The organism is Candidatus Ruthia endofausta, assembly GCF_013342985.1.
In the GTDB taxonomy this organism is placed as follows: Bacteria; Pseudomonadota; Gammaproteobacteria; order PS1; family Pseudothioglobaceae; genus Ruthia; species Ruthia endofausta.
In genome coordinates this window covers 476785-502346 of sequence record NZ_CP054490.1, presented here as the reverse complement: position 1 = coordinate 502346, position 25562 = coordinate 476785, and the positions used below count along the sequence as shown (strand labels likewise).

The window sequence follows — 25562 nt, the reverse complement described above, 5'->3', positions numbered from 1 at the left end:
TAAGTAAAATAATAGCGATATTTTATCGTATAACGATATAAGCCACCCTTAATATTACCAAGCTTATTATGACATCGCGAAAAATTCTCGTTACCTCAGCACTGCCTTATGCCAATGGTGAAATTCATCTGGGGCATTTATTGGAATACATTCAAACTGATATCTGGGTGCGTTTTCAAAAAATGATGGGTAATGAGTGTCATTATGTTTGTGCAGATGATGCACATGGTACACCCATTATGCTTAAAGCTGATGAGCTTGGTATTAAGCCTGAAGTGTTAATTGAAGATGTGAGTGAGCGCCATCAGGCAGATTTTAAAGAGTTCTCCATTGGTTTTAGCCAATATCACTCAACCCATAGCCAGGAAAATAAAGACATTTCTGCCAATATTTATAGCAAGCTAAATGACGCTGGTTTTATTAAAACACGTACCATCTCTCAGGCATTTGACCCTGAGAAGCAAATGTTTTTACCCGACCGCTTCATTAAAGGTGATTGCCCTAAGTGTGGTGCTAATGACCAATATGGTGATAATTGTGAAGTTTGTGGCGCAATCTATTCGCCAATAGAGCTGAAAAATGCCAAATCTGCCATTTCAGGTACAACCCCAATCACTAAAGACTCAGAGCACTATTTCTTTGACTTGCCTCAATTTGAAGCGCAACTTAAAGCGTGGACCAAAGCAGGGCATTTACAAGATGAAGTTAGAAATAAATTATCTGAGTGGTTTGAGCAAGGCCTTCAACAATGGGATATTTCTCGTGATGCACCGTATTTTGGTTTCCAGATTCCTGGGATGGAAGGTAAATATTTCTATGTTTGGCTAGATGCACCGATTGGTTATATGGCGAGTTTTAAAAAGCTTTGCGACGAGCAGGGGTTAGATTTTGATGAGTACTTTAACAAAGACTCAAGTAGCGAGCTTTATCATTTTATCGGTAAAGACATTGTTTATTTTCACGCACTTTTTTGGCCAGCGATGTTGATGGGTGCGAATTATCGCACGCCAAGCGCGATTTTTGCACATGGTTTTTTAACTGTGAATGGTCAAAAAATGAGCAAATCTCGCGGTACGTTTATTCAGGCCAGAACTTATCTTAATCATCTTAATCCTGAATGTTTGCGTTATTATTATGCCTATAAACTGTCTGCTAAAATTGATGATGTAGATCTTAATTTGACCGATTTTAAACAACGTGTAAATTCAGATTTGGTGGGAAAAGTGGTTAATATTGCTTCACGTAGTGCGGGATTTATTGTTAATAAATTTAACAAAACTTTATCTGCCTATGCTATTGAACCTGAGCTTTATCATGAGTTTGTTGCTTGTAGTGATGTTATTAAAAAACACTATGAGGCGCGTAATTATAATCAAGCCATGCGCGAGATTATGAAATTAGCCGATAAAGCCAATCAATATATCGATGAGCATAAGCCATGGCAATTGGTAAAAGAACAAGACAAGCAAGCACAAGTGCATGATATAACTTCACTCGCTATTAATTTATTTAGAGTGTTGATGATTTATCTTAAACCAGTGTTACCCGTTATGGCAGAGCAGGTTGAAGTGTTTTTAAATATAGATGCGCTTAATTGGAAGGATTTAAAACAACACCCCTTAACCAAGCACCAAATTAACTCCTTTAAGCCGTTAATGTCACGTATCGAAGATGAACAAATTGAGCAAGTTATTAAGAATCCAAAGCGAAAGTATGCAACAATCAACCACGCAAGAACGAAAAAAACTCAGAGTCATGATTCAGAATAACGACTTTAGAAAAATTGATTTACGGGTTGCCAAAATTATCAAAGCCCAAAATGTAGAAGGTGCTAATAAATTATTACAATTAATATTAGACATCGGCGAACAAGAAACACGCAATGTGTTTGCAGGCATTAAAGCCCATTACACAACAAAGGGTTTAGAAGGGCGACTTACCACATTATGGTTGCAAACTTATAGCTCTAGAAAAATGCGCTTTGGGCATCTCACAAGAGATGGCACTTGCAGCAGGTGATGGTGAGTCGTTGCATATTTTGTCAGTTGATTCTACTGCTAAGCCAGGCATAAAAATTAGTTAGCCTTGAAATCTTAACCATTGTTGATTAAAATAATTTTTTTCGGAAGGATGTCAGAGCGGCCGAATGAGCACACTTGGAAAGTGTGTGTACCTTTGGGGGTGCCGTGGGTTCGAATCCCACTCCTTCCACCATATTAATTCCTTATGAAACCAAATTTTCAACCTAAAAATATTGTTAAAACCATTAAAAAATTAACCAAAGACGGGCTTAAGGTAGTAGAACAGGCAAGCCTTGGTAGGAGTTGGAATAGTGTGGTTGTACCTATTGACCAAATGGAGTTTGAGTTGGGTAAGTTCACCAGTGTTAATTCACATTTAAATGCAGTGATGTTTAGTGATGAATTTAATCAGCAATATGAACAAACGCTGCCAATTATTACTAATTTTTATTCTGATATATCTACCAATAAAGCTCTATATCAAGCTTACGAAGCACTCAAAAAGACCAACCTTAATAAGCAACAACAACACATCGTTAAAGACGCCATAGAGGGCTTTGAGCTTTCAGGTGTGGGCTTGAAAGGCAAGACTGCAAATAGATTTAAAACTATCAAGGAGAAACTCAGTTTACTGAGCAATGAGTTTTCTAAAAACGCTTTAAAGTCCACTAACGAGTGGAAAAAAAATGTAGGTAAAAATGAGTTAAAAGGCTATAGTGATAATGAATTGGCAAAAATTAGAACTAATAAGGGTTATGAATTAAGTTTGCAAATGCCTGTTTATATGGATGTTATGACTTATTTAGACAACCGAGATTTAAGAGAAGAAGTGTACAGAGCTTATGTATCAAGAGCCTCAGAATTGGGCATTACTTCAACTAATTATAACAACAAGCCAATTATGGATGAGATTTTATCATTACGTGCTGAGATGGCTAATATCTTAGGTTTTGAGCATTATGCGCAGTTGTCTATTGCATCTAAAATGGTTAGTACAGTTGATGAAGTACTTCAGTTTTTGTCTAATTTGGTGGGGTGTTCAAAGCCTCAGGCGCAATTAGAGCTAGAAGAATTAGAAAATTTTTCAGGCATTGATTTAAAACCGTGGGATTTAGGGTTTTATAGTGAAAAACTTAAAGAACAAAAATTTGGATTTAAAAAATCTGATTTAACGCCGTATTTTCCAGCAGAGAGTGTGTTAAATGGGTTGTTTTCAACCATTGAAAATTTATATCAGATTAAAATTAAGCAAATACAGCAAGATAGCTATCACGTCGATGTTAAAGTTTTAAATGTTAGTGATAAAAATGAACTCATTGGTAGAATTTATCTTGATTTATATGCCAGAGAAAATAAGCGTTCTGGTGCATGGATGGCGGATTACCAGCCTTTGATTAATAAGAAAAAACCAGTTGCTTTTGTGGTTTGTAATCTTAATTCCCCTACTAAAGACAAACCAGCCCTATTTGAATTTGATGAAATTGTTACTTTATTTCATGAGTTTGGACATGCGTTACATCATCTATTGACTAAAGTTAAATATCCCTGTGCTGCAGGCATATCTGGTGTGCCATGGGATGGCGTGGAATTGCCCAGTCAGTACATGGAGTTTTATGCATTTGAAAAACAAGTGATTGTGCTTATTTCAAAGCATTATAAAACTGGAAAATCTTTGCCTAATGATTTGTTTGACAAACTCATCGCTTCTAAAAATTTTCACTCAGCACTGAGTATGTTACGACAATGTGAGTTTTCATTGTGGGATCTTAAAACACACATGTCCAATTCAGACACTTATGAAGTATTAGCCCAAGTTCGATTAGAAACGGCTCTGATGGATGGTATTGATGAAAATCGATTTTTAAACACTTTTGGGCATATTTTTTCAGGCGGTTATGGCGCGGGATATTTTAGCTACAAATGGGCAGAAGTTTTAGCAGCTGATGCTTATTACTATGTGCAAAAGAAGGGTGGTATTGGTTCTAATGCCTCTCAAGATTTCTTGTATAATATTTTGCAAATAGGCGGCAGTCTAGATTTTATGCAACAATATATAAAATTTAGAGGTGAAAAACCCTCAATTAGTGCCTTATTAAAAGCAAACGGCACATTCATTCAACTAAGGAAAAAACATGATTAGATTTATTCTCAGTATTATTATTATTTTGGCATTAATTGGCGGTGCTGTACAGTTTATTGCAACTGATGAAAGCTGGTCTTTGGTTATGAATAAGGAAGTTGCACTTAGTAGTGTTCAAAATGGTGCAATTGCAATTTATGAGTTTATTGAGGTATTAATTTCTGATGCTGATAAAATTAAAGGCGTTGATTTAACAACAACAAAATAGTTAATATTCTAAGTTGTTTTCAGAATAAGATTTTTTTAAATCTTGCTCAATACAATTGAGCCATTAGCACCACCAAACCCAAATGAGTTAGAAATGGCATGATTGATTGTCATTTCTCGTGCTTCATTAGCACAATAATCTAAATCACAATTTGGGTCTTGATTGATAATATTAATGGTAGGTGGTGCTATTTGATTTTGAATGGCAAGTGCAGTAAAAATGGCTTCAATGCCACCGGCAGCGCCCAATAAATGCCCAGTCATAGATTTGGTTGAACTCATGACAATGTTATAAGCATGCTTGCCAAGGGCTAATTTTGCAGCATCTGTTTCTGCCTGGTCACCTGCTGGCGTAGAGGTGCCATGGGCGTTAATGTAATCAATTTGATCAACGTTAATACCTGAGTTTCTCAGCGCATTTTGCATACATCTGGCTGCCCCTTCCCCCTTTTTTGAAGGTAGTGTCATGTGATAAGCATCCCCGCTCATACCGTAGCCTGACACTTGTGCATAAATTTTTGCACCACGTGCTTTAGCGTGTTTAAATTCTTCTAATACCACAACACCCGCACCGTCACCAAGCACAAAACCATCTCTGTCTTTATCCCAAGGGCAAGAAGCGCTTGTCGGGTCATCATTACGAGTGGATAATGCGCGTGCCGCAGAAAAACCACCTAGCCCACAATTAGTGGTTGACATTTCAGCACCACCAGCAATCATCACATCAGCATCGTCGTATTCAATTAAGCGAGAAGCATCACCAATGTTATGAGTGCCTGTGGCGCAAGCGGTAACAATGGAAAAATTAGGGCCTTTTAAGCCATATTTGATAGAAAGATTGCCTGAAATCATATTAATGATTGACGAAGGAACGAAAAAAGGTGAAATGCGCTTTGCACCTTTTTCTCTGAATAGATCTGCAGTTTTTTCAATTGTGCCAAGACCGCCAATGCCAGCACCGATGGCAACACCGATGCGGTGAGTATTTTGCTCAGTAATCTCAATACCACTGTCTTCAATAGCTTGAATGCCAGCGACCATGCCGTAATGGATAAAGGTGTCCATTTTTTTGGCATCTTTAGGTTTTAAGTAGTCAGTAATTTCAAAATCCTTAACCGAACCACCAAATGTGACTAACTGACCTTTGGTATCAATATTAGTGAGTGGGGCAATGCCAGAATGACCTTTAAGAATATTATCCCAAGATTCGTCTACACTTAAACCCACTGGACAAACCATACCCATGCCTGTAATAACAACCTTTCTTTTACTCATAATGTTTTAAAATTTAATATAAATAAGGCGCTTAATTCAAAGAAAGAAGCGCCTTATTGCGTTAAGTTGATGAACGGAAATTACAAATTATTGTTAATGTAGTCAATTGCTTGTTGAACTGTGGTAATGTTTTCGGCTTGATTGTCAGGAATTTCACAGTCAAATTCTTCTTCAAGAGACATGACCAATTCAACAGTATCCAAAGAATCTGCACCTAAATCATCAATAAAAGAAGCATTGTTATCAATATCACCGCTTACATCTAATTGTTCAGCTACAACTTTTTTTACTCTTTGTTCAATACTCATCTGTCTATTTCCTTAACTATTTTAAAATCATTATTTTATCGTCAAAAAGAGGTTATACAAGACTAAATTTTAATTTTTTTATTAAAGTGTTTTATATAAATAATGCTAGATTTGATATTGGGTTGGGTCTGTTATTTTCACCTCTTTAAAGCCTAATTTTCTATATTCACATGCATCAAAAATGTCACAAGTTTTTCCATTTTTATCCGCCTGATAACACCTTGTTATCAGTGAATAGACAATACCAAGAGAAAGGCCTCTTTTTTGATAATTTGTGCTTTATTTAAATGAATTAGTGGTGTGTGAACGGTTAGTTTTTTCCCTTCAACACCTTGTTTGGTGGCAAGATTAGCCATCACTTTAAATGCTTTGATATAAGACTCTCTACAATCAGGATAACCAAATAGTCCACGCATCAACGCCAATAAATACATGCTGGCAATTTAGCATCTCTGACATGCTAGCGCAATCGGAATATTATTGCTTTGAGAAAATTTAGGTATGTCAATCTTATTATCTATTAAGGTAGAACCACCAATATCAGATAAAGATATTTTCATAACTCTATCTTCAGTAGTGGCAAAAATTTGGGCAATATTTTCAGCAGATTTTAACTCTGACTTCTGCTTTTGCCCATAATCAAAACCCAGACTATAGCATTCAAATTCTTTTGTTTTAGCAATGGCTAAAGTTGTTGTAGAATCTAGCCCGCTAGATAAAAGAATAACAGCTTTGGTTTTATGTTTAGCATTAAACATTGGCCAAATTACCTTTTTCTTCTAACCATTTTTTTCGATTAGCTGCACGTTTTTTACTTAATAACATGTCCATGGTTTGAAAAACTTGCAATGGATTATCTAATGTGAGTTGAATTAAGCGTCTAGTATCAGGTAGCATAGTGGTCTCTCTTAATTGAGAAGGGTTCATTTCACCCAAACCTTTAAAGCGCTGAACTTGAATTTTAACACGCTTGTTCTCACTTTCTATTTTTTTAATAATGGCGTCTTGTTCATTGTTATTAAGGGCGTAGTGAACTTGTTTTCCTGCGTCCACACGATATAAAGGCGGCATTGCAATAAATATATGACCTTCTTGAATAAGTTTTGGGAAATGTTTCACGAACAAAGTACAAATGAGCGTGGCAATATGCGCACCATCTGAATCGGCATCAGCAAGAATACAAATTTTACCATACCTCAAGCCAGATAAATCTTCGCTATTAGGCTCAAGACCAATAGCAATGCTAATGTCATGAATTTCGTTACTGGCCAATACTTGTTCAGAATCCAACTCCCAAGTGTTTAAAATTTTACCGCGCAGTGGTAAAATAGCTTGATACTCTTTGTCTCTTGCTTGTTTGGCAGAGCCACCTGCGGAGTCACCTTCAACTAAAAATATTTCTGTTTGATTAAGGTCAGTGCTGGTGCAATCTGATAATTTTCCAGGCAGGGCAGGACCATTAACTATTTTCTTGCGAATGACTTTTTTGTTGGTTTTAAGTCTTGCTTGCGCATTGACAATAGCCAGTTGAGCGATTTGCTCCGCAATGCTGGTATGTTGATTTAGCCAAAGACTAAAAGCATCTTTAACAACATTGGCAACAAAACTAGCACATTCTCTGGAAGAGAGTCTTTCTTTGGTTTGCCCAGAAAATTGCGGGTCTAATATTTTTATGGATAATACATAGGCAATTTTTTGCCAGATATCATCAGGTGTGAGTTTGATGTTTCTTGGGATTAAATTTCTAAATTTACAAAATTCTTTTAAGGCTTCAGTAAGTCCTGATCTTAGCCCGTTAACATGCGTGCCACCACCAATGGTTGGGATAAGATTAACATAGCTTTCAGCTACAACATTGGTGGTGTATCGCGTCCATGCGAGTGAACAATTAAGTTGCTGTTCGTCAGTTTTATAATTAACAATAAAGGGGGCGGGTGGTAGACAATCTAAGCCATCTAAAGACATGAGTAGATAGTCTTTTAAGCCTTCTTTGTAAACCCACTTCTCTATTGTTTCATCTATTTCATTATAAAAATGAACCTCTAAACCTGGGCATAAAATTGCTTTAGAGCGTAGGTTATGGCGTAATTTAGTTGCGGAGAATTTAATAGTGTCAAAGAATTGTGCATCAGGTCTAAATTTAACGATAGTACCCGTGTTGCGCTTACCAACGGCGCGAGTTATTTCAAGTTCTGTTTGCTTAAAACCGTTTGAAAAAGTGATGTAATGTTCTTTAGCATCTCTTTTAATCCAAATTTCTACCAAAGTGGATAGGGCGTTAACCAGTGAAATGCCAACACCGTGTAAGCCACCTGAAAATTGATATGAATCATTTGAAAATTTTCCACCTGCATGAAGTTTGGTTAAAATAACCTCAACACCTGACTTACCCTCCTTAGGGTGAATATCCACAGGTATGCCTCTGCCATTATCTTCAACGGATAAGGAGCCATCCTTGTATAAAACAACGCTAATTTTAGAAGCATATCCTGCAATTGCTTCATCAACACTATTGTCAATAACCTCTTGGGCAAGGTGGTTTGGGCGCTCAGTTTCAGTGTACATTCCTGGACGTTTGCGTACTGGGTCAAGGCCTGTTAAAACCTCAATAGAGGATGAATCGTAGCTACTCATGATGTTTAAATGTGATAATTTGGCAAGTATCATACCAAAAAAAGCTTCGAAAAAACGAGGCTTTTTTAATAAAGACTATTCAATAACTACGATAGCTTTTGCTATTTCTTTAGGTTCTAATAAGCGCTTAGATAATTTTGAGCCAAATTTATCTTTAATTGCTACTAGCAGCAAATCATAATAAGCTTTTGCTGTAATTATGGCAACGCCATTTGATGAAATCGTATAATTTAATACGCGAGTTTCATTTGGCTTTAAACGAGTATCTCCCAAAACTTTGGTTGCTTTAGGTGGTGATGTTGGCTTGTTATTATCATCACCAATAATGTACATAAACATGGCTTGCTTGTCATCCTTCATAGGGTGAGTTTTAGAGCTTTGCCACAAGACGTCACCATGAGAATTTTGTGCAGTAACAGTAATATAGAAATTCCTAAATGGTGCGCCTGTTGGGAAATTATGTGGCAATAAGTTAGTTGCATTTACTTTAATTTGAAACATATCGGAAACCTTTTTGATATTAATTGTCATAACCAAACCTTTGCTTACCATTTCAGCAGAATGCCCACCCGCCATTGTATGGTTGCTAATACCTTCAATTACTGGCATATGACAAGATTGGCAAGTGGTAGAACCTCCTGCAGATATAATTTCTCCACCAGTTTGACAAAGTGGTACTTTTTTAGAATTGTTACGCTGGTCATGACAACCTAAGCACACCTTGGAAGTTTTAAATAAACCTGGATTGTTTGCAACACCGCCTTTACCAAAATTTTTATGTTTTTTACTAGTGCCATTAGGACCCTGTATTTGATTGGATGAATATTCATAAGCTTTCATGCCTAATTTTAGCCCACCACTTTTTTTCTTTGTTCCTTTGAATTTAGTTAAAGAATGACAAGCGATACAATTAACCCCTTCAGAGAATGATCTTTTGGCATTAAGTTGGGTTTTCCCTTCTTTTGCAGCTGCGGGCGAATGACACTCTAAACAAACTGGGTATTTATCTTTATTTTTTCCCATTCTAACACCTTTAACTCTAGGATTGCCTACAACTGCATCATAAAAAAGACCATGAATAGGGTCTTTTAATGCTGTGCTTTTAGCATGCATTGAACTTTCCCATTGTTCATAAATATCACTATGACATCTACTACATTTTTTTGAAGATAGGTTGTCAATGCTTGAATGTGAATTATTGCCACTTCTAGTAAAATTCATCATGATATCAGCTTCTGAATTTATGAAAGATTGTATATTTGCTTGTGCTTGTAATTCCAGCAAAGATATTGTTAAAATAATTAATAAACGTTGTGTTATTTTCACCTTAAAGCCTCTTATTTGGTGTTAAAAATATACCATTATAAAACATTATTTCAGCATAAAAAATAACTTATACTGCTTTCTATCATAATAAAAAGCCCCATAAAATGGGGCTTTTTATTTACTTAAAGGTTATATAACATGGTTACATCATACCACCCATACCACCCATACCACCCATATCAGGTGCAGCAGCAGGTGCGTCTTGAGGAGTATCAGTAATCATTGCCTCAGTTGTAATCATAAGACCTGAAATACTGGCAGCATGTTGTAATGCTGCACGAACAACTTTTGTTGGGTCTAAAATACCCATCTTAAGTATATCACCATATTCTTCTGTTGCTGCATTGTAGCCATAATTACCCTTACCCTTAGCGACTTCATTAAGAATAACAGAAGCCTCACCACCACCATTTGTTACAATTTGGCGTAGTGGTGCTTCCATGGCGCGTTTAGTAATGTCAATACCAATGTTTTGATCATGATTATCACCCGTTAACCTGTCTAAGGCTTTAATAGCACGAACTAAGGCAACACCACCACCAGGAACGACACCTTCTTCAACAGCGGCGCGAGTAGCATGTAGTGCATCATCAACACGGTCTTTCTTTTCTTTCATTTCAACTTCAGTAGCAGCGCCTACTTTAATCACAGCAACACCACCTGATAATTTAGCCAAGCGTTCAAGTAATTTTTCTTTATCATAATCGCTCGTTGTGGTTTCAATTTGTGCTTTAATTTGTGCAATACGAGCATCAATATCAGCTTTTTTACCTGCGCCATCAACAATAACAGTATTTTCCTTACCGATTTCAATGCGCTTAGCGGTACCAAGGTGTTCATCAGTTACTTTTTCTAAAGACAAGCCAACTTCTTCTGAAATAACCACACCACCTGTTAGTACGGCAATGTCTTCCAAAATTGCCTTACGACGATCGCCAAAGCCAGGTGCTTTAACTGCTGCAACTTTAACAATACCACGTATATTGTTAACCACTAAAGTGGCCAACGCTTCGCCATCAATATCTTCAGCGATGATTAACAAAGCTTTGCCTGATTTTTGGACTGCTTCTAGTGCGGGTAATAAATCACGAATATTTGAAATTTTACCGTCATGTAACAATACAAAAGGCGTCTCAAGATCAGCAGTCATTGATTCTTGATTGTTAACAAAGTAAGGCGACAAATAGCCACGATCAAATTGCATACCTTCGACCACATCAAGCTCATTCTCAAAACCAGAACCTTCTTCAACCGTAATGACACCAGCTTGACCCACTTTTTTCATGGCATTGGCAATAATATCACCCACAGAAGTGTCAGAGTTTGCAGAAATAGTACCCACTTGGGCAATGGCTTTTGTGTCATTGCAAGGTTGTGAGATGTCACGCAATGCATTAACAGCAGCTTCTGTTGCTTTATCAATGCCTCGTTTAAGATCCATAGGGTTCATACCTGCTGCCACTGATTTAACACCTTCAATAACAAGGGCTTGTGCAAGCACAGTTGCTGTTGTGGTGCCATCACCAGCAATGTCATTGGTTTTTGATGCCACTTCTTTGACCATTTGTGCACCCATGTTTTCAAATTTACCTTCTAAGGTGATTTCTTGAGCAACAGAAACACCATCTTTGGTAATTGTTGGACCGCCAAATGATTTATCTAGTACAACATTTCTACCCTTGGGTCCTAGTGTTACTTTAACTGCGTTAGCTAGCATATTAACACCATCTAACATTAAGTTTCTAGCTTCTGAGCCAAATTTTATATCTTTCATTTTTAATCTCCTTTATTCAATAACTGCGACAACATCGTCTTCACGCATAACTAGCAATGTTTCACCATCTGCTTTAATTTCGTTACCCGCATATTGTCCAAATAATACTTGGTCTCCAACTTTAACGTCCAATGCAATAACATCACCATTGTCGTTAATTCTACCATGACCAACCGCCAAAATTTCACCCTTTGAAGGTTTTTCTGTGGCTGAATCTGGAATAATTAATCCACTTTCAGTGGTTTTTTCCTCTTGTGTTCTACGGACAATCACACGATCGTGAAGGGGGCGAATATTCATTTTTTTTCTCCTAGTTAATAAATTAATTTTTAAGCTGATACTTAAGTTTAAGTCGGTCTTTAAAGAGTTTGCTCTTGTAAATTTGATTTAAGCTTTTGCATGGCTTTAGTTTCAAGTTGGCGCACTCTTTCTTTTGAGATGCCATACTTGTCTGCTAAAGTATGTAGGGTTGTTTTTTCTTCTTTCAAGTATCTAGATTGTAAAATATCCAAACTTCTTTCATCTAACGACGACAAGGCTTTGTAAAGTTGCTGCTGTTGGTTTTGTTTTGAATCGTCTATTAGTAATAGTTGCTCAGGTGTTTGGACGTTTTCATTGGTTAAATATTGTTCTGGTGCATGAGAATCCTCATCATCAGACACTTCAAACGTTACATCGTTAAATTGCAAGCGTGATTCCATCTCCAATACATCCTTACGACGCACGCCCAAATCGTTGGCAATTTTATCCGCCTGTTCTTCGTTCAATGAGCTATAAATATGTGCCTTAGCTTGTTTAAGTTTGAAAAATAATTTGCGTTGTGCCTTGGTTGTGGCAACTTTAACGATTTTCCAATTCTTGAAAATAAATTCGTGAATTTCCGCACGAATCCAATATACTGCAAATGAGGCAAGACGCACATTTCTATTTGGATTAAAACGCTTAACTGCCTTCATTAACCCAATGGTACCTTCTTGCACAAGATCGGCTTGTTCAAGACCATAGCCTTTGTAGCCATGGGCAATAAAGGCGACAAAGCGCATGTGTGATAAAACCAATTTTCTGGCTGCACTTAAATCGTGATTTTCATACAATTGAACGGCTAATTCATGTTCTTGTTCACTGCTCAGAATTGGCGGATATTTTTGAACCTCCAGGCTTGAGGTTTTTTTAGCAGGTAATAATGCGAACTCTTGACTCATTTTATTAAATAACTAATGATAAATATCAGTAAGGATTGATATTATAGGTTATATCAATGTTTTAAGCAAATCTTGATACTTATCTGATTGTTGTGTTAGCGTTAGGCGTGCAGCTTGCACAATGGTTGATAAATCATTCAGAGCCACGTCAAAGTTATCATTAATAACCAAATAGTCAAATTCATTAAAATGTTGCATTTCACTTACTGCATCATGCATTCTTCTGTCAATAATACCTTGATTGTCTTCTCCTCTGTTAGTTAGACGTTCTTTTAATGCTGTTTGAGAAGGTGGGAGAATAAAAATACCAACTGAACGATTAAAGGTTTGTTTAACTTGTCTAAAACCTTGCCAGTCAATCTCTAAAATAACATCAGAGCCATTATTTAACAAATTTTGAACCGATTGTTTAGCACTGCCATAGTTATTATCAAACACTTGTGCTGATTCAATAAAGCCATTGCTATTTTTTATTTTATTAAACTCATCTTTAGAGACAAAAAAGTAGTTTTCGCCCTGTACTTCGCCTAAGCGTGGCACTCTTGTAGAATGTGAAACTGAAACACACAAATGATCAATTTTTTTAATGAGCGCTTTAACCAATGAAGTTTTTCCACATCCTGAAGGGGCGGAAATAACAAACAACACGCCGTTACTCATTTAGGTGTGTAACCTTGAATGTTGTCTGCACCTTTTTTTGAAAAGAAGAACTTATCCATTTGCTCTTTAAGATAACTTTGTGAGTTTGAATCCATCAGATTTAAGTTGTTTTCATTGATCAACATAGTTTGATGCTCAAGCCAGAGCTGCCAGCCTTGTTTGGATACGTTGCCTAGTATTCTCTGACCTAATTCACCGGGGTAGGGCGCTCTATCCAAGGCTTCAAGTTGCTTGCCTAATTTAATACATTTTACAGTATTCATTGTTTTTTCATTCCCATGTTTAGCAGTTTTAAGCTGGAAAAATATACAACAATTGCAAGCACAATAGTTGTACCTAGCAATGTTATTCTTGAACTAACATCAGCCTTTAAGTAAATATTAACTTCTGATCCAGAAATCAAAATAAAGACAATCATTATAAAGCTTGCAATCAGGGCTTTAAAAAAAGTTTGATATAAGTTACTAGAAGCATTAAAGATAGATTGTTTGTTTAAATAGTAATAGAGCAAGCTGGTATTGAGTAAAGCAGAAATAGAAGTGGCTATTGCCAAACCCACATGAGCAAAATAAAAACCTAAAATAATGTTTAAGAAAACATTAGATATCATGGCAATTATCCCGACTTTAACTGGTGTTTTAGTGTCTCCTCTGGATAAAAAAATAGGGGCTAAAATCTTAACAAAAATAAAAGCCATTAACCCTGAGCCATAAGCCATCAGGCTCAATGATGACTGTAATGCAGCAAATGCATCAAATTGATCGTATTGGAACAAGGTGATAATTAAAGGTTCAGCAAGTAACACTAAACCAGCACAGGCTGGTAGCCCAAGTATCAATCCAATTGTTAAAGCATTATTGATTGTTTGCACAAATTTCTCATCATTTTTATCAGAAAAATGATGACTTAATTTGGCTAAAGATACAGTGGCTAAAGCAATGCCAATAAGTGCTAAGGGTAGTTCTAATAGTCTGTCTGAATAATATAGCCATGAAACACTACCACTAACAAGAATTGAAGCAATCATGGTATCGATTAGTAAATTTATTTGCGATACTGATACGCCAAATAGGGCAGGTAACATACGTTTTTTTAAGGTTTTAACCGCTTGATGGTCGCCAAATGTTAATTTGGGTAATTTTTTTATTTTTATTAAGAAAGGTATTTGAAACAAAAGTTGTGCAATGCCACCAAAAAATACCCCCCATGCCAGTGCCATAATAGGGGTGTCCATCTGTTCAGATAAATATATAGCACTCAAAATCATAGAAATATTGAGCAAAACTGGCGTAAATGCAGGTACTGCAAATTGATCATAAGTATTTAAAATAGCACCAGAAAAAGCTGTTAAAGAGATGAACAACAAATAAGGAAAGGTGATTCTTAGCATATCTGATGCTAGATTAAATTGCATTGGATCAGGTGAAAAATAAAACCCCCAAGCGAACATAAAGATGATGATGGGTGCAATAATAACTGTAATGAGTGTGATTATAATTAACACAAAAAGAAATTTTGTGCCAATATGGTTAATGATATTTTGAACCTTGACCTGTGTATTATTGGCTTTAGCCTCAGCTAAAATAGGCACAAAAGCTTGTGAAAAAGCACCTTCGCCAAATAGACGCCTAAAAAAATTGGGGATTCTAAAAGCGATTAAAAAGGCATCAGTCAGACCGTTGGCACCAAAATATCGGGCAATAAAATAATCACGCACCAAGCCTAGTATGCGTGAAAGAAAAGTCATGGCAGCAATAACACTGCTGGACTTTAAAAAAGACTTATCCAAGGGGCATCTCTAAAATATCACTCTTCAGTTGGGCCGCGCATAATACCAACTTTAGAACTACGAATGCATTTAACAAATTGCACCACTTCTGGATGGTCAGATTCTGATTGTTCTAATTCTTTAAGAGATTGTTCTAACAAGCCAGATTCACGATAAACTGCTTTGAAAGCGCGTTTAATAGCGGCAATCGCATTAAGGCTAAAACCTCGCCGCCTCATGCCTTCGGCGTTAATACTTCTAACCCGAGTTTGCACACCAGAGGCGACCATATAAGCAGGAATGTCTTTGTTGATTTGACAGCCCATGCCAACATAGGTATGCATACCAATCATGCAAAATTGTTTTACCAAGGTAAAACCACCCAAGATTGCCCAATCATGAATTCTAACATGACCTGCAAGAGAGGCATTGTTGGACATAATAATATGATTACCCACTTGGCAATCATGCGCAATATGAACATAAGCCATTAACATATTATTTGAGCCTACTCGAGTGATGGAGTTTTCTTTTTCTGTACCGCGGTTAATGGTGCAAAATTCACGAATGAGATTGTCATTGCTAATAATTAAACTAGATTCTTGACCTTCTGCATAAGTAATATCTTGCGGATCTCCACCTATTGAAGCGAAAGAATAAATATGGTTGTTTTTTCCAATTTTAGTTGGGCCTTGAATAACGACGTGTGCTTCAACAATTGTACCAGAATCAATTTCTACATTAGCACCAATAATGACATAAGCGCATATTTCAGCATTTTTATGAATTTTTGCACTAGGGTCGATAATTGCACTAGGGTTTATAGCCACTTTACGCTCCTTAATTTTAATTAATCCGCTGCTTTTTGAGTACACATAAGTTCAGCACTCGTAACAATTTGATTATCCACAGTTGCCTTGCATTTAAACTTCCAAATACCGCGTTTAACTACCATAATCTCTACCTCTAAACGCAATTGGTCTCCAGGTTCAACCATACGTTTAAATCTGACTTTATCAATACCGACAAGCATATATATTTGCCCATCAATTGGCCTGCCAACTTCAGATTTAAAAGCCAAAATTCCTGTTGCTTGGGCTAAAGCTTCAACAATCATAACGCCAGGCATAATTGGCTGATCAGGGAAGTGTCCAGTAAATTGAGGCTCATTAAAGGTAACATTTTTTAATGCCACAATTGACTTGCCAACTTCTAACTCTAACACTCTATCAATGAGTAAAAAAGGATAACGATGGGGCAGGTAGTTTTTGACGTCTTGAATATTCATTTCCATGTTATTTTTCTTTTAATTTTTTAAGTTTAATGTTTAAATAATGAGCGATTTTATCAAGATTTAACAGCCATACTTGTATTCTCTTCCATTTTTGATGCTTGCTAATAGAAGTGAAGCCTGTGTAATGCCCTTGCTCAAATAGATTTCTATCAACGGTGCTGGCACCTGTTACAATAATATCGTCTACTAAACTAATGTGGCTGGCAATGGTTGTACCACCACCCACCATGCATCTTTTTCCTAGCATGCAACTACCGCCAATAGTCACTGTAGCAGCAATGGCAGAGTCTTGGCCAATAATAACGTTGTGTGCAATATGTACTAAGTTGTCAATTTGAACACCGTTGTGAATTTGAGTATCTTCAATCGTGCCTCGGTCAATGGTTGTGTTTGCGCCAATGCTCACATTATTGCCAATAACAACACAACCAAGGTGTGCAATGCTATGCCAGTGTTTTTGTTGATCCTGAGCATTGCCAAATCCTTCTGAACCAATTACCGCACCAGGAGATATAACAACCTTGTTGCCGATTGAACAACCTTGCAAAATACTCACATTTGGCTGAATCAGAGCGTCATTACCAATGGTAACATTATCTTCAATAACAACATTTGAAGCAATGGTGCAGTGATTGCCAATAACAACATTTTTACCGATAGTGCAGTTCGGTGCTATTTTTGCATGATTAGTTTTGACGCTTGGATGAATACCTTGATAAGGCACAACTTGTTTTTTAAATAAGTGTGTGGCTTTTGCAAATGCCAAGTAGACATCATCAACTATTAAAGCATTGGTAGGACAGTTTTTTAGCAAATCATTATTAAGAATAACAGCGCCAGCCTTGGAGTTTATTAATGTTTGCTTATATTTTTTACCGTTGATGTAGGTTAGTTGCGCTTGATTGGCAGATAAACTCGTAGCAATGCCTGTAATCTCAATATCGGTATCACCCACAAGTTTGGCGTTGATAGTTTTAGCAATCTCTCCCAATGTGTACATTATTCAAATTAAACCAAAAGGTGATTATATCTACTACGTTTGATTTAGAAACTAGTGCCTAATGTAAAGTCAAATGTTTTGGTTTTGTCGCCTGATTTTTTAATTAAAGGCTGGGCAGCATAAAAGCCTAATGGTCCAATAGGTGTTAGCCAAGAAAATGCAACACCTATTGAAAGGCGTAGTTCATCTACGTCAAATCCAGAGGCTTTTTCACTAATAGACCCTAAATCAACAAAGGTGCTAATGCGCATATTCTTACTATCATCCATAAATTTGATTGGCGAGATGGCTGAAACACTAGTTAGAAAGGAAAGCTCACCACCTTTGGCTTTATCACTACCTATATATTTTGCACCTAAGGAGTTAAAGTCAAACCCACGCACTGATGAGGAGCCACCACCATAATAGCGTTTAAAGAAAGGCAGTTCTTTGCCATCATAACCTTGAGCAAGACCTAGATTTCCCTTTAAAGAGAGAGTCAGATCATTTTTCAGTGGGTAGTAACTTTTATGAGAGGCGTCTAATTTGTAGTAACGAAAATCTGCCACAGGTAAGGCCAGACTAAAATTTAAACTATTTTTTTGCCCTTTGGTTGGAAAATTAAAGTCATTTAATGTATTGTTACTCCAATTCAAGTCTAATTTCAGTTCAGTTTCATCTTTACTGGCACATTGTGTTGGTTCATGATCATTATCTTTAAAGGTTTCTCCACAAGTAACATCACGTTTTGAAGCTCTTAAGTCAGCACCAATTCTTGTTTCTTTTGTTATTGGTATGCTATAGCCTAAACCAAAGCCGTTCTCATCAATCTTATATTCATCTAGTTCTAGTTCAGATGCGTCTAATTTTTTTGAAAATACGCCGTAACTAATTCTGTGCCCATCTTGAGTGAAATACGGATCAGAAAAATAAAAACTAATATCTCTTGCTGCTTTAGAATTAGATAAAGAAAGATTTAGTGTATTACCCGTACCTAAAAAGTTTCTTTCTTGTACGCCTAAGTTGAGTGATGCGCCCGTGCTACTAGAGTGTGATAAGCCAATTGAAAAAGTACCAGTTTGGGTTTCTTCAACACTAAAATGTAGGTTAATTTTATCCTTAAAACCTTCAAGTTTTGAAACTTGCATCTTTACATCGGAGAAAAAACCTAAGCGTTTGATTTTTTCGATAGATTCATTAAGTTCAGTATTGGAGTATAAGCCACCCTCATGAATGTCAATTTCACGACGAATAACTTCATCTTGAGTGCGAGTATTGCCAACAATAGTGATGCGGTTAATATAAACTTTTTTATTGGGCGTTATGTCAATATTTAAATCAATCGTATGTGTACTTGTATTTTCTAATGTTGCAACTTTGACATCAGAAAAAGCATAACCCTGATTAGCGAATACGTCATTAATGGACTGCAAACTCTGCATCATTTTTTTACGTTCGAACACATCGCCTTTTTTAAAACTCAATAATTTTCTAAGATCTTCAATGGAATGACTAAGCAAGTCGCCCGTAAATTGAATGGTACCAATTTTGTATTCAGCACCTTCACTGATCTGAATGTTAATACTAACACTTTGTTTATTTTCTGATAAATCTGTTTTGACTTCATTAACTTTAAAATCAAGATAACCGGCGTTAATATAGAATGACTTCATAGATTCAATACCAGCATCTAATGCCACTTTAGAGTGATGATCTTTTTTAGTGAAATAATTGATAATAAAAAAGTCGGCTTGTCCAATTTCAAATAAATTTAATAACTCACTTTCATCAAAAACATGATTGCCAGTAATTTTCATTGAACTAATTTTTGCCACTTTGCCTTCACTAATATTAAGCTCAATACCCACTCTATTTTGTGTGTCAATCTTAATAGTTTTGGCGATGCTAATGCCATAATAACCTTTTGATGCATATACAACTTTTAGTTGGGCAATTAATTTATCAAGTTGTCTTTTATTGAAAAATTTTCCCTGAGAAAGCCCCATGGTTTTTAAAATTTGATTTAATGACTTTTCTTCAATTACTTTGTTTGAATAATTAGTCACATCAATGTATTTAATGTGGGGGTTTTCTGTTAACTTAATTTTTAAAATTTGACCCTCTTGAGAAACTTCAATGTCTTTAAAAAAATTAGTTTTATACAGGGCGCGAATAATTTGTCCTGACACTTGATTGTTATAATCATCACCTGCTTCAATTGGAAGATAGCTCAAAACTGCCCCCCTAGAAATAACATTAAGACCTAGAATTTCAATATTTTTAATAGGCGCTGCTAGTGCAACTGAACAAGTTAAGATACTTGCTGCTAAGACAAATAAGGTGATTATATTTTTCATATTATATTTTTTCATAAATTATAATAAACGTGACAAATCATTATACAGAGCAACAACCGTTAGTGAGATAATAACAAACAAGCCAAATTTCGTTAAAACTTGTTGAAATGATTGACTAACAGCCGAACCTTTAATAAGCTCTATTAAATAGAAAAATAAATACCCACCATCCAATAGCGGAATAGGTAATAAATTAAGCAAACCCAGGCCAATACTAATCAGAGCTAAGAAAGATAAAAATGGAACAAAACCCACTTGAGCACTTTTGCCAGCATAGTTAGCAATGCTAATAGGGCCACTAATTTGATCAAGTGATGTGTCACCTATAATCATCTTTTTAATCATTTTTAGATTAAGCAGGGTAAGTTGATAGACTTTATCATTGGCCGCTATAAAAGCATCAAGCATATCTTTTTTAACTAGTACGAGCCATTTATCTAAATAACCAGTGGGCACTAAGACGCTAACACCTGCTTTGGCTAAACCGTTCTCAATTTTTGGTGTTAATGTCGTATTTAAAATATTGCCATTGCGTTTAACTTGTAGATTAATTTCTTTATTTGGACTATTTTGAATAACATTAACAAAATCATGCCATGAATCGATATTAGTATGATTTGCACTTAGAATTTTATCATTTGTTTGCAAGTCCGCTATTGAGGCAGGTGAATTAGGCACAACTTGGTTAATAATTGCCTCAAGTTTAGGCATGGCAAATTTAAATCCCAAGTAGTTATCAACACCTTGCTCTGGATTAGATAAGAAATCACCAGATAAGTTAAGTTCTAATTTTTTAAGATTTGAAGTACTGGAAATAACGTTAACATAAAGAGGATTTTCATCCATTGATTGAATAAAATTAATTGAAAATTCGCTAATGGTTGGTGTTAAAACACCATTAATACTTAATAGTTGATCGCCTGTTTGAATGCCTGCTTGTTGAGCAATGCCAGGACTTTCAAGCACATTTACAACAGGCTTAACGCCATTAACACCGATAACAAAAACAACAGTATAGAGGGCAATGGCTAAAAGAAAATTAGCAAGCGGTCCGGCTGCAACAATCATGATGCGTTTATAAACGCTTTGTTGATTAAAAGCACGATGTTTTTCTGACGCCTCAACTGGCGTTTCGTTTTCATCAAGCATTTTAACAAAACCGCCTAAAGGGAGCACACACAATGTGTATTGTGTTTCACCATACTTGAATGATTTTAAGATCTTGCCAAACCCAATAGAAAAACGCAATACCTTGACGTTGAGTTTTTTGGCGACTAAAAAATGACCTAGCTCATGGATAGTTACCAAAATACCAATAGTAATTAAGAAAAACCCTAGGGAGGAAATAAATGCCATTAGGATTTATATTTGTGGATGAGCATGTCCAATGTCTTTGAGCTTTTGCAAATATTCACTCCAAAGCTTGTCATGATCCAAAGCAAGTTTGTGTAAATGCGACCAAGAGTAAATGCCACTGTCATGACCATCGCTAAAAAATAAAATAACGGCATAATTGCCTGTTGGCTGAATGCGTAAAATGGTTACGTTTTCTTTATTAAGTTGCAAAGTTTCTTGCCCCTTGCCATGACCAACCACTTCAGCTGAGGGCGAATAAACCCTTAAATATTCAGCGCTAAGTGGATAATTAATCTTGCCAAGGGTGATGGTTAATAAGGTTTTTTCTTTGTTTAGGGTAATATTAGTTGGTGTTTGCATTGATTGCCTTGATGTGGAAATTAAGCCATATTTTATCAGAACTCAATTATTCTTAACCTTGAGAGTTATAAGTGGATAATGTACAAGATATGTTGATTAATTTTACAAAAATGCACGGGCTTGGTAACGACTTTATGGTGGTTGATAACCTTGCTGCTGATGTTACTTTTAATGCTGAACAAATAGTAAATTTAGCCAATCGACATTTTGGCATTGGCTTTGACCAGCTATTGGTGGTTGAGACTAGCAGTACAAAGAATGTTGATTTTCGTTATGTTATTTATAATGCCGATGGTTTAGAGGTAGAACAATGTGGCAATGGCACACGTTGTTTTGCGCGTTTTGTTAGCGAAAAAGGTTTAAGTAGCAATAATCCAATTATTGTCGAAACTTGCTCTGGCATTATTAGTTTATATTTGAACAATGACAATACAGTGCGTGTTGACATGGGAAAGCCAAGTCTTAATCCGATTGACATTCCCCTCCTAGTACCACAACAAAGTGCGTATTATCAAATCGAAGGGTTTGATTTAGGTGTTGTTTCAATTGGCAATCCTCATTGCGTGATACTGGTTAAAGATGTTAATACAGTTGATGTTAGTAGTATTGCACGCAAAATTCAACAAAGTAAATTGCTACCCAATCAAGCCAACATTGGCTTTATGCAAATCTTGAATACTCATGAAATTAACTTACGTGTTTATGAGCGTGGCTCTGGTGAAACTTTGGCTTGTGGTTCTGGCGCTTGTGCAGCAGTGGTTTATGGTGTTGAACAAACTCTGTTAAAAGAAAATGTGGTTGCTCACTTAAGTGGCGGCGATGCTTTGATTGAATACACACAGGGTGGGCATGTATTTTTATCAGGCCCTGCACAATTTGTATTTGAAGGCAGAGTAGAAATTTAACAACTAATAGAAAAGACTTTTTTGTCCTTTAGTCTGATAGCGCTTAATCGTCCATGCCAAATACAGCCGTGATCCATAGGATAAATGTGTGTTTGATTAACACCTGACAAACTAGACCAATGACCAAAGAATATATCGGTATTTTTTAACAATCGATCTTTGTGCATAAACCAAGCTTGAAAGCCTTTTGGTGGATATGTGTAATTCATTTTATGACTAAATTCCAACTCGCCATTAGCTTTACAAAAGCGTAGCCGCATTAGGGCATTAATAGTGTATCGACATTGTTCTAGTTCGGTCAAATCTGTAGACCAAATATTAGGCTTATTGTTATACATGTTGTCTAAAAACTGTGAAATATTAGCACCTCGAAGATGTTTTTGCACTTGCTTAGATTGTTGAAGAAGTCTATCAACACCCCAATTTGGTGGCACACCAGCATGAATCATGAGAGCATTTTTATGCTTAATCATCAAGGGTTGGTTACGCAGAAAGCCCAGTAGTGAATCTGCATCATTGGCATTGATAATATCCATAAACGTGTCTTTTTTGTTAGGCTTTTTGCTGCCCAGTGAACAAGCCAGCAAGTGAAAATCATGGTTGCCTAATACCATTGAGGCATTGCCTTTTAAATCTTTAATAAAGTGCAATGTGGCTAGAGATTTCTTACCCCTATTAACCACATCGCCTAAAAAAAACAGCTGGTCTTTGTCGCTTGAGAATTTAATTTTTTTTAACAAGGCTTGTAAGGAGTTAAAACAACCTTGAATATCGCCAATTAAATAATCTGACATTAATGTAGCGTATAAGGCTTACTAAGCACAAATTCAGGAATTTGCACATTAAAACGCTCGCCATGGTCATCAACCATACCATAGGATCCTTTCATGTAGCCAGTTAAGGTTTTGATAATGACACCTGAGGTGTACTGAAAAGATTCTTCTGATGCCAAATGAGGCTGTTGACCAATTACACCTTCGCCAATAACATCTTCAGTATGCCCAGTTTCATCTTGAATGCGCCAATGACGCGTTAAAAGTTGCACGCCAGCATCGCCTTTGTTGGTGATTGTAATGGTATAAGTATAGGCATATTGACTCGCATAAACATCCGATTGATGCTCTAAATAGACCACTTTAACCTTTATTTCAATGTTGTTTTTCATGGTCTTGTGTTAAGGTAATAAAATCATCAATTGTTAGCATTTCAGCGCGTTGAGATAAGTCAATATCAGTTTGCTCCTGAGTTAGTATTGATTTCAAGCAATTCCTAAGCGTTTTTCTGCGTTGTGAAAACGCTAATTTTACAACTTTTTCAAGTACTTTAATATCTTTGGTTTTTGCTTGTGTTAAGGGGTTTAAGTGTACAATGGCAGACTCTACTCTTGGTGCAGGATTGAATGATTCTGGTGGTACGATAAAAATCATCTGAACATCAAAAAACGTTTGCATCATGACACTTAAACGTCCATATATTTTAGAGCCATTGTTTGCTGCCATTCTTTCTACAACTTCTTTTTGCAACATGAAGGTCATGTCTTTTATTTTGTCTAAATTTTCAAGCAAATGAAAAAGAACGGAGGAAGAAATATTGTAAGGTAAATTTCCAATCACCCTAATTGGTGCGGGTAGGGTGTTTAAGTCGAATTTAAGCACATCACCTTGATGAATGATTAAATTAGGATGTTTCAGTGATTCCAACATTGAAATTAAATTTCGATCAATTTCAATGACATTCAATTGCTCAACATAATCTAATAAGGGCAGCGTTATGGCGCCCTGCCCAGGACCAATTTCTAGTAAATTATCATCATGCTTTGGAGCGATGGTGGCAACAATACGGTCAATAATTCTATTATCAATGAGAAAATTTTGTCCAAAACACTTGCGAGCTTTATGCATAAGATGATGCACCTTGTGAAGGTTGGCGTTTTTTACGATTGGCTACTAGCATTTGTGCATAATTCAGCGCAGTATTTAGACTACCAAGGCTAATATTTCCAGTACCTGCAAGACTAAGTGCACTGCCATGATCGACCGAAGTTCGGATAAATGGCAAGCCTAGTGTAATATTAACCGCTTTTTTAAATCCCAATGTTTTTAACACTGGCAAACCTTGGTCGTGATACATGCTAAGCACGCAATCAACACCAGTCAGCGCATCAGATGTAAAGGCTGTATCAGCAGCCACACTGCCGACAAGATTGTATCCTTGGCTGTTTAGTTTTTTGATTAAAGGATTGATAATTTCAATCTCTTCCATGCCTAAATAGCCATCTTCGCCTGCATGTGGATTTAAGCCACATACAACAATCTTAGGCATGTCGATACCGTCATTTAATAAGAATTGATGAATAATACTAATGGTTTTTTGCAAAGATTGCGTGGTAATACTTTGGGGCACTTCTGAAAGCGGCATATGCGTGGTTGCTAGAGCAATCTTTAAGTCATTTGTTGCCAACATCATGACTGTTTTATCAGTATTAGACAAGTTGGCTAAATATTCAGTATGCCCCGTAAAACTAATTCCTGCTTGGTTAATAATACCTTTATGTACTGGACCAGTAACCAAAGCATCGCATTGTGAGTTAAGACAATACTTAGTTGCGCAATCAAGTGTATTTAACACATATTGCGCATTGTTTCTATTCAAAATACCACACGCTACAGGAGTGTTAACTTTAATTGGATAAACAGCCAGTTCATAAGCTGAACTGGCTTGCTCGGATTCAACGATTTTTATGTTTAGATTAAGTTGTTTTGCACGATTTAATAAAATATCTGGATCTGCAAATAACAAAAGATTTTTATTTGATTTTATTTGAGCGTAAATAACAGCCAAATCAGGTCCGATACCTGATGGTTCTCCAACGGTGAAAGCAATGGTCGTCATTAGGTTAATATTGTGAGGTTTCTATACAAGCGAAATTTGTCCATGAAAATAAATAAAGTTATTTAAAAACAAAAACTTGTATCAAGTAAGATAAAAGCAAGCTG

Annotated in this window: 24 protein-coding genes, 1 tRNA gene and 2 pseudogenes; 5 read left to right on the top strand and 22 right to left on the bottom strand. The window is 36.3% G+C overall.

The genetic code is table 11. The annotated features are described in order from the left end of the window. Positions 1–68: 68 nt before the first annotated feature. From metG to HUE58_RS02650, 4 genes and pseudogenes are all read left to right on the top strand, one after another. Positions 69–2083, top strand: a pseudogene (metG, locus tag HUE58_RS02665) (methionine--tRNA ligase). Between the two features lie 41 nt (positions 2084–2124). Next, positions 2125–2214: transfer RNA gene (locus HUE58_RS02660), tRNA-Ser, on the top strand. Positions 2215–2226: 12 nt separating this feature from the next. After that, positions 2227–4161, top strand: a complete 1935-nt coding sequence (locus tag HUE58_RS02655; protein ID WP_174605513.1) for a M3 family metallopeptidase — start codon at positions 2227–2229, stop codon at positions 4159–4161. Continuing rightward, entirely contained in the window at positions 4154–4369 is a 216-nt protein-coding gene (locus tag HUE58_RS02650) for a hypothetical protein (RefSeq protein WP_174605512.1), read from the top strand. The genes HUE58_RS02655 and HUE58_RS02650 overlap by 8 nt, the downstream gene beginning before the upstream one ends. 35 nt (positions 4370–4404) lie before the next feature. On the opposite strand, the gene fabF is transcribed toward HUE58_RS02650, so the two are convergent. The 18 genes and pseudogenes from fabF to HUE58_RS02565 all read right to left on the bottom strand — a co-directional run bounded on the left by fabF (position 4405) and on the right by HUE58_RS02565 (position 21661). After that, positions 4405–5643 (bottom strand): beta-ketoacyl-ACP synthase II, encoded by a 1239-nt coding sequence (gene fabF, locus HUE58_RS02645; protein WP_174605511.1) that lies wholly within the window; start codon positions 5641–5643, stop codon positions 4405–4407. Positions 5644–5723: 80 nt separating this feature from the next. Then, on the bottom strand, positions 5724–5951 hold the full coding sequence (gene acpP, locus HUE58_RS02640) for an acyl carrier protein (protein ID WP_174605510.1): 228 nt from the start codon (positions 5949–5951) through the stop codon (positions 5724–5726). A 105-nt stretch (positions 5952–6056) separates the two neighbouring features. Then, positions 6057–6179, bottom strand: a complete 123-nt coding sequence (locus HUE58_RS07110) for a hypothetical protein (RefSeq protein ID WP_277998020.1) — start codon at positions 6177–6179, stop codon at positions 6057–6059. Continuing rightward, positions 6179–6709: pseudogene (locus HUE58_RS02635) on the bottom strand (7-cyano-7-deazaguanine synthase). Before HUE58_RS02635 ends, HUE58_RS07110 begins: the two are co-directional and overlap by 1 nt. Further along, entirely contained in the window at positions 6702–8585 is a 1884-nt protein-coding gene (parE, locus tag HUE58_RS02630; RefSeq protein WP_277998019.1) for a DNA topoisomerase IV subunit B, read from the bottom strand. The pseudogene HUE58_RS02635 and the gene parE overlap by 8 nt, the downstream one beginning before the upstream one ends. Positions 8586–8660: 75 nt before the next feature. After that, positions 8661–9911 (bottom strand): cytochrome c family protein, encoded by a 1251-nt coding sequence (locus tag HUE58_RS02625; protein WP_174605509.1) that lies wholly within the window; start codon positions 9909–9911, stop codon positions 8661–8663. Positions 9912–10053: 142 nt separating this feature from the next. Next, positions 10054–11685: a chaperonin GroEL gene (gene groL, locus HUE58_RS02620; protein WP_174605508.1), complete on the bottom strand. Its 1632-nt coding sequence runs from the start codon at positions 11683–11685 to the stop codon at positions 10054–10056. A 12-nt stretch (positions 11686–11697) separates the two neighbouring features. Next, positions 11698–11985 (bottom strand): co-chaperone GroES, encoded by a 288-nt coding sequence (locus tag HUE58_RS02615; RefSeq protein ID WP_174605507.1) that lies wholly within the window; start codon positions 11983–11985, stop codon positions 11698–11700. Between the two features lie 59 nt (positions 11986–12044). Beyond that, entirely contained in the window at positions 12045–12887 is an 843-nt protein-coding gene (rpoH, locus tag HUE58_RS02610) for an RNA polymerase sigma factor RpoH (protein ID WP_174605506.1), read from the bottom strand. A 48-nt stretch (positions 12888–12935) separates the two neighbouring features. Continuing rightward, positions 12936–13547, bottom strand: a complete 612-nt coding sequence (gene gmk, locus HUE58_RS02605) for a guanylate kinase (protein ID WP_174605505.1) — start codon at positions 13545–13547, stop codon at positions 12936–12938. After that, the gene (locus HUE58_RS02600; RefSeq protein WP_174605504.1) at positions 13544–13810 is read right to left on the bottom strand and encodes an oxidative damage protection protein; all 267 of its coding nucleotides are present in this window, start codon (positions 13808–13810) and stop codon (positions 13544–13546) included. The genes gmk and HUE58_RS02600 overlap by 4 nt, the downstream gene beginning before the upstream one ends. Further along, positions 13807–15336 (bottom strand): murein biosynthesis integral membrane protein MurJ, encoded by a 1530-nt coding sequence (gene murJ / locus HUE58_RS02595; protein WP_174605503.1) that lies wholly within the window; start codon positions 15334–15336, stop codon positions 13807–13809. The genes HUE58_RS02600 and murJ overlap by 4 nt, the downstream gene beginning before the upstream one ends. A 17-nt stretch (positions 15337–15353) precedes the next feature. Then, a complete protein-coding gene (gene lpxA, locus HUE58_RS02590) occupies positions 15354–16145 on the bottom strand; it encodes an acyl-ACP--UDP-N-acetylglucosamine O-acyltransferase (protein ID WP_174605502.1) in 792 nt (263 codons plus the stop codon). A gap of 20 nt (positions 16146–16165) precedes the next feature. Beyond that, complete coding sequence (gene fabZ / locus HUE58_RS02585; RefSeq protein ID WP_174605501.1) at positions 16166–16609, bottom strand: 3-hydroxyacyl-ACP dehydratase FabZ; 444 nt, start codon at positions 16607–16609, stop codon at positions 16166–16168. Between the two features lies 1 nt (position 16610). Next, positions 16611–17609 (bottom strand): UDP-3-O-(3-hydroxymyristoyl)glucosamine N-acyltransferase, encoded by a 999-nt coding sequence (gene lpxD, locus HUE58_RS02580; protein ID WP_174605500.1) that lies wholly within the window; start codon positions 17607–17609, stop codon positions 16611–16613. 44 nt (positions 17610–17653) lie between these two features. Then, positions 17654–19960: an outer membrane protein assembly factor BamA gene (bamA, locus tag HUE58_RS02575; RefSeq protein WP_246260845.1), complete on the bottom strand. Its 2307-nt coding sequence runs from the start codon at positions 19958–19960 to the stop codon at positions 17654–17656. 3 nt (positions 19961–19963) lie between these two features. Continuing rightward, on the bottom strand, positions 19964–21301 hold the full coding sequence (rseP, locus tag HUE58_RS02570) for an RIP metalloprotease RseP (RefSeq protein ID WP_174605499.1): 1338 nt from the start codon (positions 21299–21301) through the stop codon (positions 19964–19966). A gap of 6 nt (positions 21302–21307) precedes the next feature. Beyond that, positions 21308–21661, bottom strand: coding sequence for a gamma-butyrobetaine hydroxylase family protein (locus HUE58_RS02565; protein WP_174605498.1), 354 nt, complete (start codon positions 21659–21661; stop codon positions 21308–21310). A gap of 89 nt (positions 21662–21750) precedes the next feature. On the opposite strand from HUE58_RS02565, the gene dapF reads away from it, so the two are divergent. Next, on the top strand, positions 21751–22566 hold the full coding sequence (gene dapF, locus HUE58_RS02560) for a diaminopimelate epimerase (RefSeq protein WP_174606222.1): 816 nt from the start codon (positions 21751–21753) through the stop codon (positions 22564–22566). On the opposite strand, the gene HUE58_RS02555 is transcribed toward dapF, so the two are convergent. From HUE58_RS02555 to pdxA, 4 genes are read right to left on the bottom strand one after another with little or no spacing between them, the layout of a single operon-like run. After that, positions 22563–23360 (bottom strand): symmetrical bis(5'-nucleosyl)-tetraphosphatase, encoded by a 798-nt coding sequence (locus HUE58_RS02555; RefSeq protein WP_174605497.1) that lies wholly within the window; start codon positions 23358–23360, stop codon positions 22563–22565. The genes dapF and HUE58_RS02555 overlap by 4 nt on opposite strands. Beyond that, positions 23360–23731, bottom strand: a complete 372-nt coding sequence (gene apaG, locus HUE58_RS02550; RefSeq protein WP_174605496.1) for a Co2+/Mg2+ efflux facilitator ApaG/CorD — start codon at positions 23729–23731, stop codon at positions 23360–23362. Before apaG ends, HUE58_RS02555 begins: the two co-directional genes overlap by 1 nt. Beyond that, a complete protein-coding gene (gene rsmA / locus HUE58_RS02545) occupies positions 23715–24467 on the bottom strand; it encodes a 16S rRNA (adenine(1518)-N(6)/adenine(1519)-N(6))-dimethyltransferase RsmA (RefSeq protein ID WP_174605495.1) in 753 nt (250 codons plus the stop codon). Before rsmA ends, apaG begins: the two co-directional genes overlap by 17 nt. Further along, positions 24460–25458, bottom strand: a complete 999-nt coding sequence (gene pdxA / locus HUE58_RS02540; protein ID WP_174605494.1) for a 4-hydroxythreonine-4-phosphate dehydrogenase PdxA — start codon at positions 25456–25458, stop codon at positions 24460–24462. Before pdxA ends, rsmA begins: the two co-directional genes overlap by 8 nt. Positions 25459–25562 lie beyond the last annotated feature (104 nt).

What these genes read in the sequence shown, in the direction of transcription:
- gmk (WP_174605505.1), bottom strand. Translation starts at nt 13,547, where the DNA reads ATGAGTAACGGCGTGTTGTTTGTTATTTCCGCCCCTTCAGGATGTGGA.
- dapF (WP_174606222.1), top strand. Translation starts at nt 21,751, where the DNA reads ATGTTGATTAATTTTACAAAAATGCACGGGCTTGGTAACGACTTTATG.
- fabF (WP_174605511.1), bottom strand. Translation starts at nt 5,643, where the DNA reads ATGAGTAAAAGAAAGGTTGTTATTACAGGCATGGGTATGGTTTGTCCA.
- lpxD (WP_174605500.1), bottom strand. Translation starts at nt 17,609, where the DNA reads ATGTACACATTGGGAGAGATTGCTAAAACTATCAACGCCAAACTTGTG.
- HUE58_RS02555 (WP_174605497.1), bottom strand. Translation starts at nt 23,360, where the DNA reads ATGTCAGATTATTTAATTGGCGATATTCAAGGTTGTTTTAACTCCTTA.
- HUE58_RS02655 (WP_174605513.1), top strand. Translation starts at nt 2,227, where the DNA reads ATGAAACCAAATTTTCAACCTAAAAATATTGTTAAAACCATTAAAAAA.
- rpoH (WP_174605506.1), bottom strand. Translation starts at nt 12,887, where the DNA reads ATGAGTCAAGAGTTCGCATTATTACCTGCTAAAAAAACCTCAAGCCTG.
- pdxA (WP_174605494.1), bottom strand. Translation starts at nt 25,458, where the DNA reads ATGACGACCATTGCTTTCACCGTTGGAGAACCATCAGGTATCGGACCT.
- apaG (WP_174605496.1), bottom strand. Translation starts at nt 23,731, where the DNA reads ATGAAAAACAACATTGAAATAAAGGTTAAAGTGGTCTATTTAGAGCAT.
- parE (WP_277998019.1), bottom strand. Translation starts at nt 8,585, where the DNA reads ATGAGTAGCTACGATTCATCCTCTATTGAGGTTTTAACAGGCCTTGAC.
- HUE58_RS02615 (WP_174605507.1), bottom strand. Translation starts at nt 11,985, where the DNA reads ATGAATATTCGCCCCCTTCACGATCGTGTGATTGTCCGTAGAACACAA.
- groL (WP_174605508.1), bottom strand. Translation starts at nt 11,685, where the DNA reads ATGAAAGATATAAAATTTGGCTCAGAAGCTAGAAACTTAATGTTAGAT.
- HUE58_RS02650 (WP_174605512.1), top strand. Translation starts at nt 4,154, where the DNA reads ATGATTAGATTTATTCTCAGTATTATTATTATTTTGGCATTAATTGGC.
- bamA (WP_246260845.1), bottom strand. Translation starts at nt 19,960, where the DNA reads ATGAAAAAATATAATATGAAAAATATAATCACCTTATTTGTCTTAGCA.
- rseP (WP_174605499.1), bottom strand. Translation starts at nt 21,301, where the DNA reads ATGGCATTTATTTCCTCCCTAGGGTTTTTCTTAATTACTATTGGTATT.
- HUE58_RS02565 (WP_174605498.1), bottom strand. Translation starts at nt 21,661, where the DNA reads ATGCAAACACCAACTAATATTACCCTAAACAAAGAAAAAACCTTATTA.
- rsmA (WP_174605495.1), bottom strand. Translation starts at nt 24,467, where the DNA reads ATGCATAAAGCTCGCAAGTGTTTTGGACAAAATTTTCTCATTGATAAT.
- acpP (WP_174605510.1), bottom strand. Translation starts at nt 5,951, where the DNA reads ATGAGTATTGAACAAAGAGTAAAAAAAGTTGTAGCTGAACAATTAGAT.
- HUE58_RS02600 (WP_174605504.1), bottom strand. Translation starts at nt 13,810, where the DNA reads ATGAATACTGTAAAATGTATTAAATTAGGCAAGCAACTTGAAGCCTTG.
- fabZ (WP_174605501.1), bottom strand. Translation starts at nt 16,609, where the DNA reads ATGGAAATGAATATTCAAGACGTCAAAAACTACCTGCCCCATCGTTAT.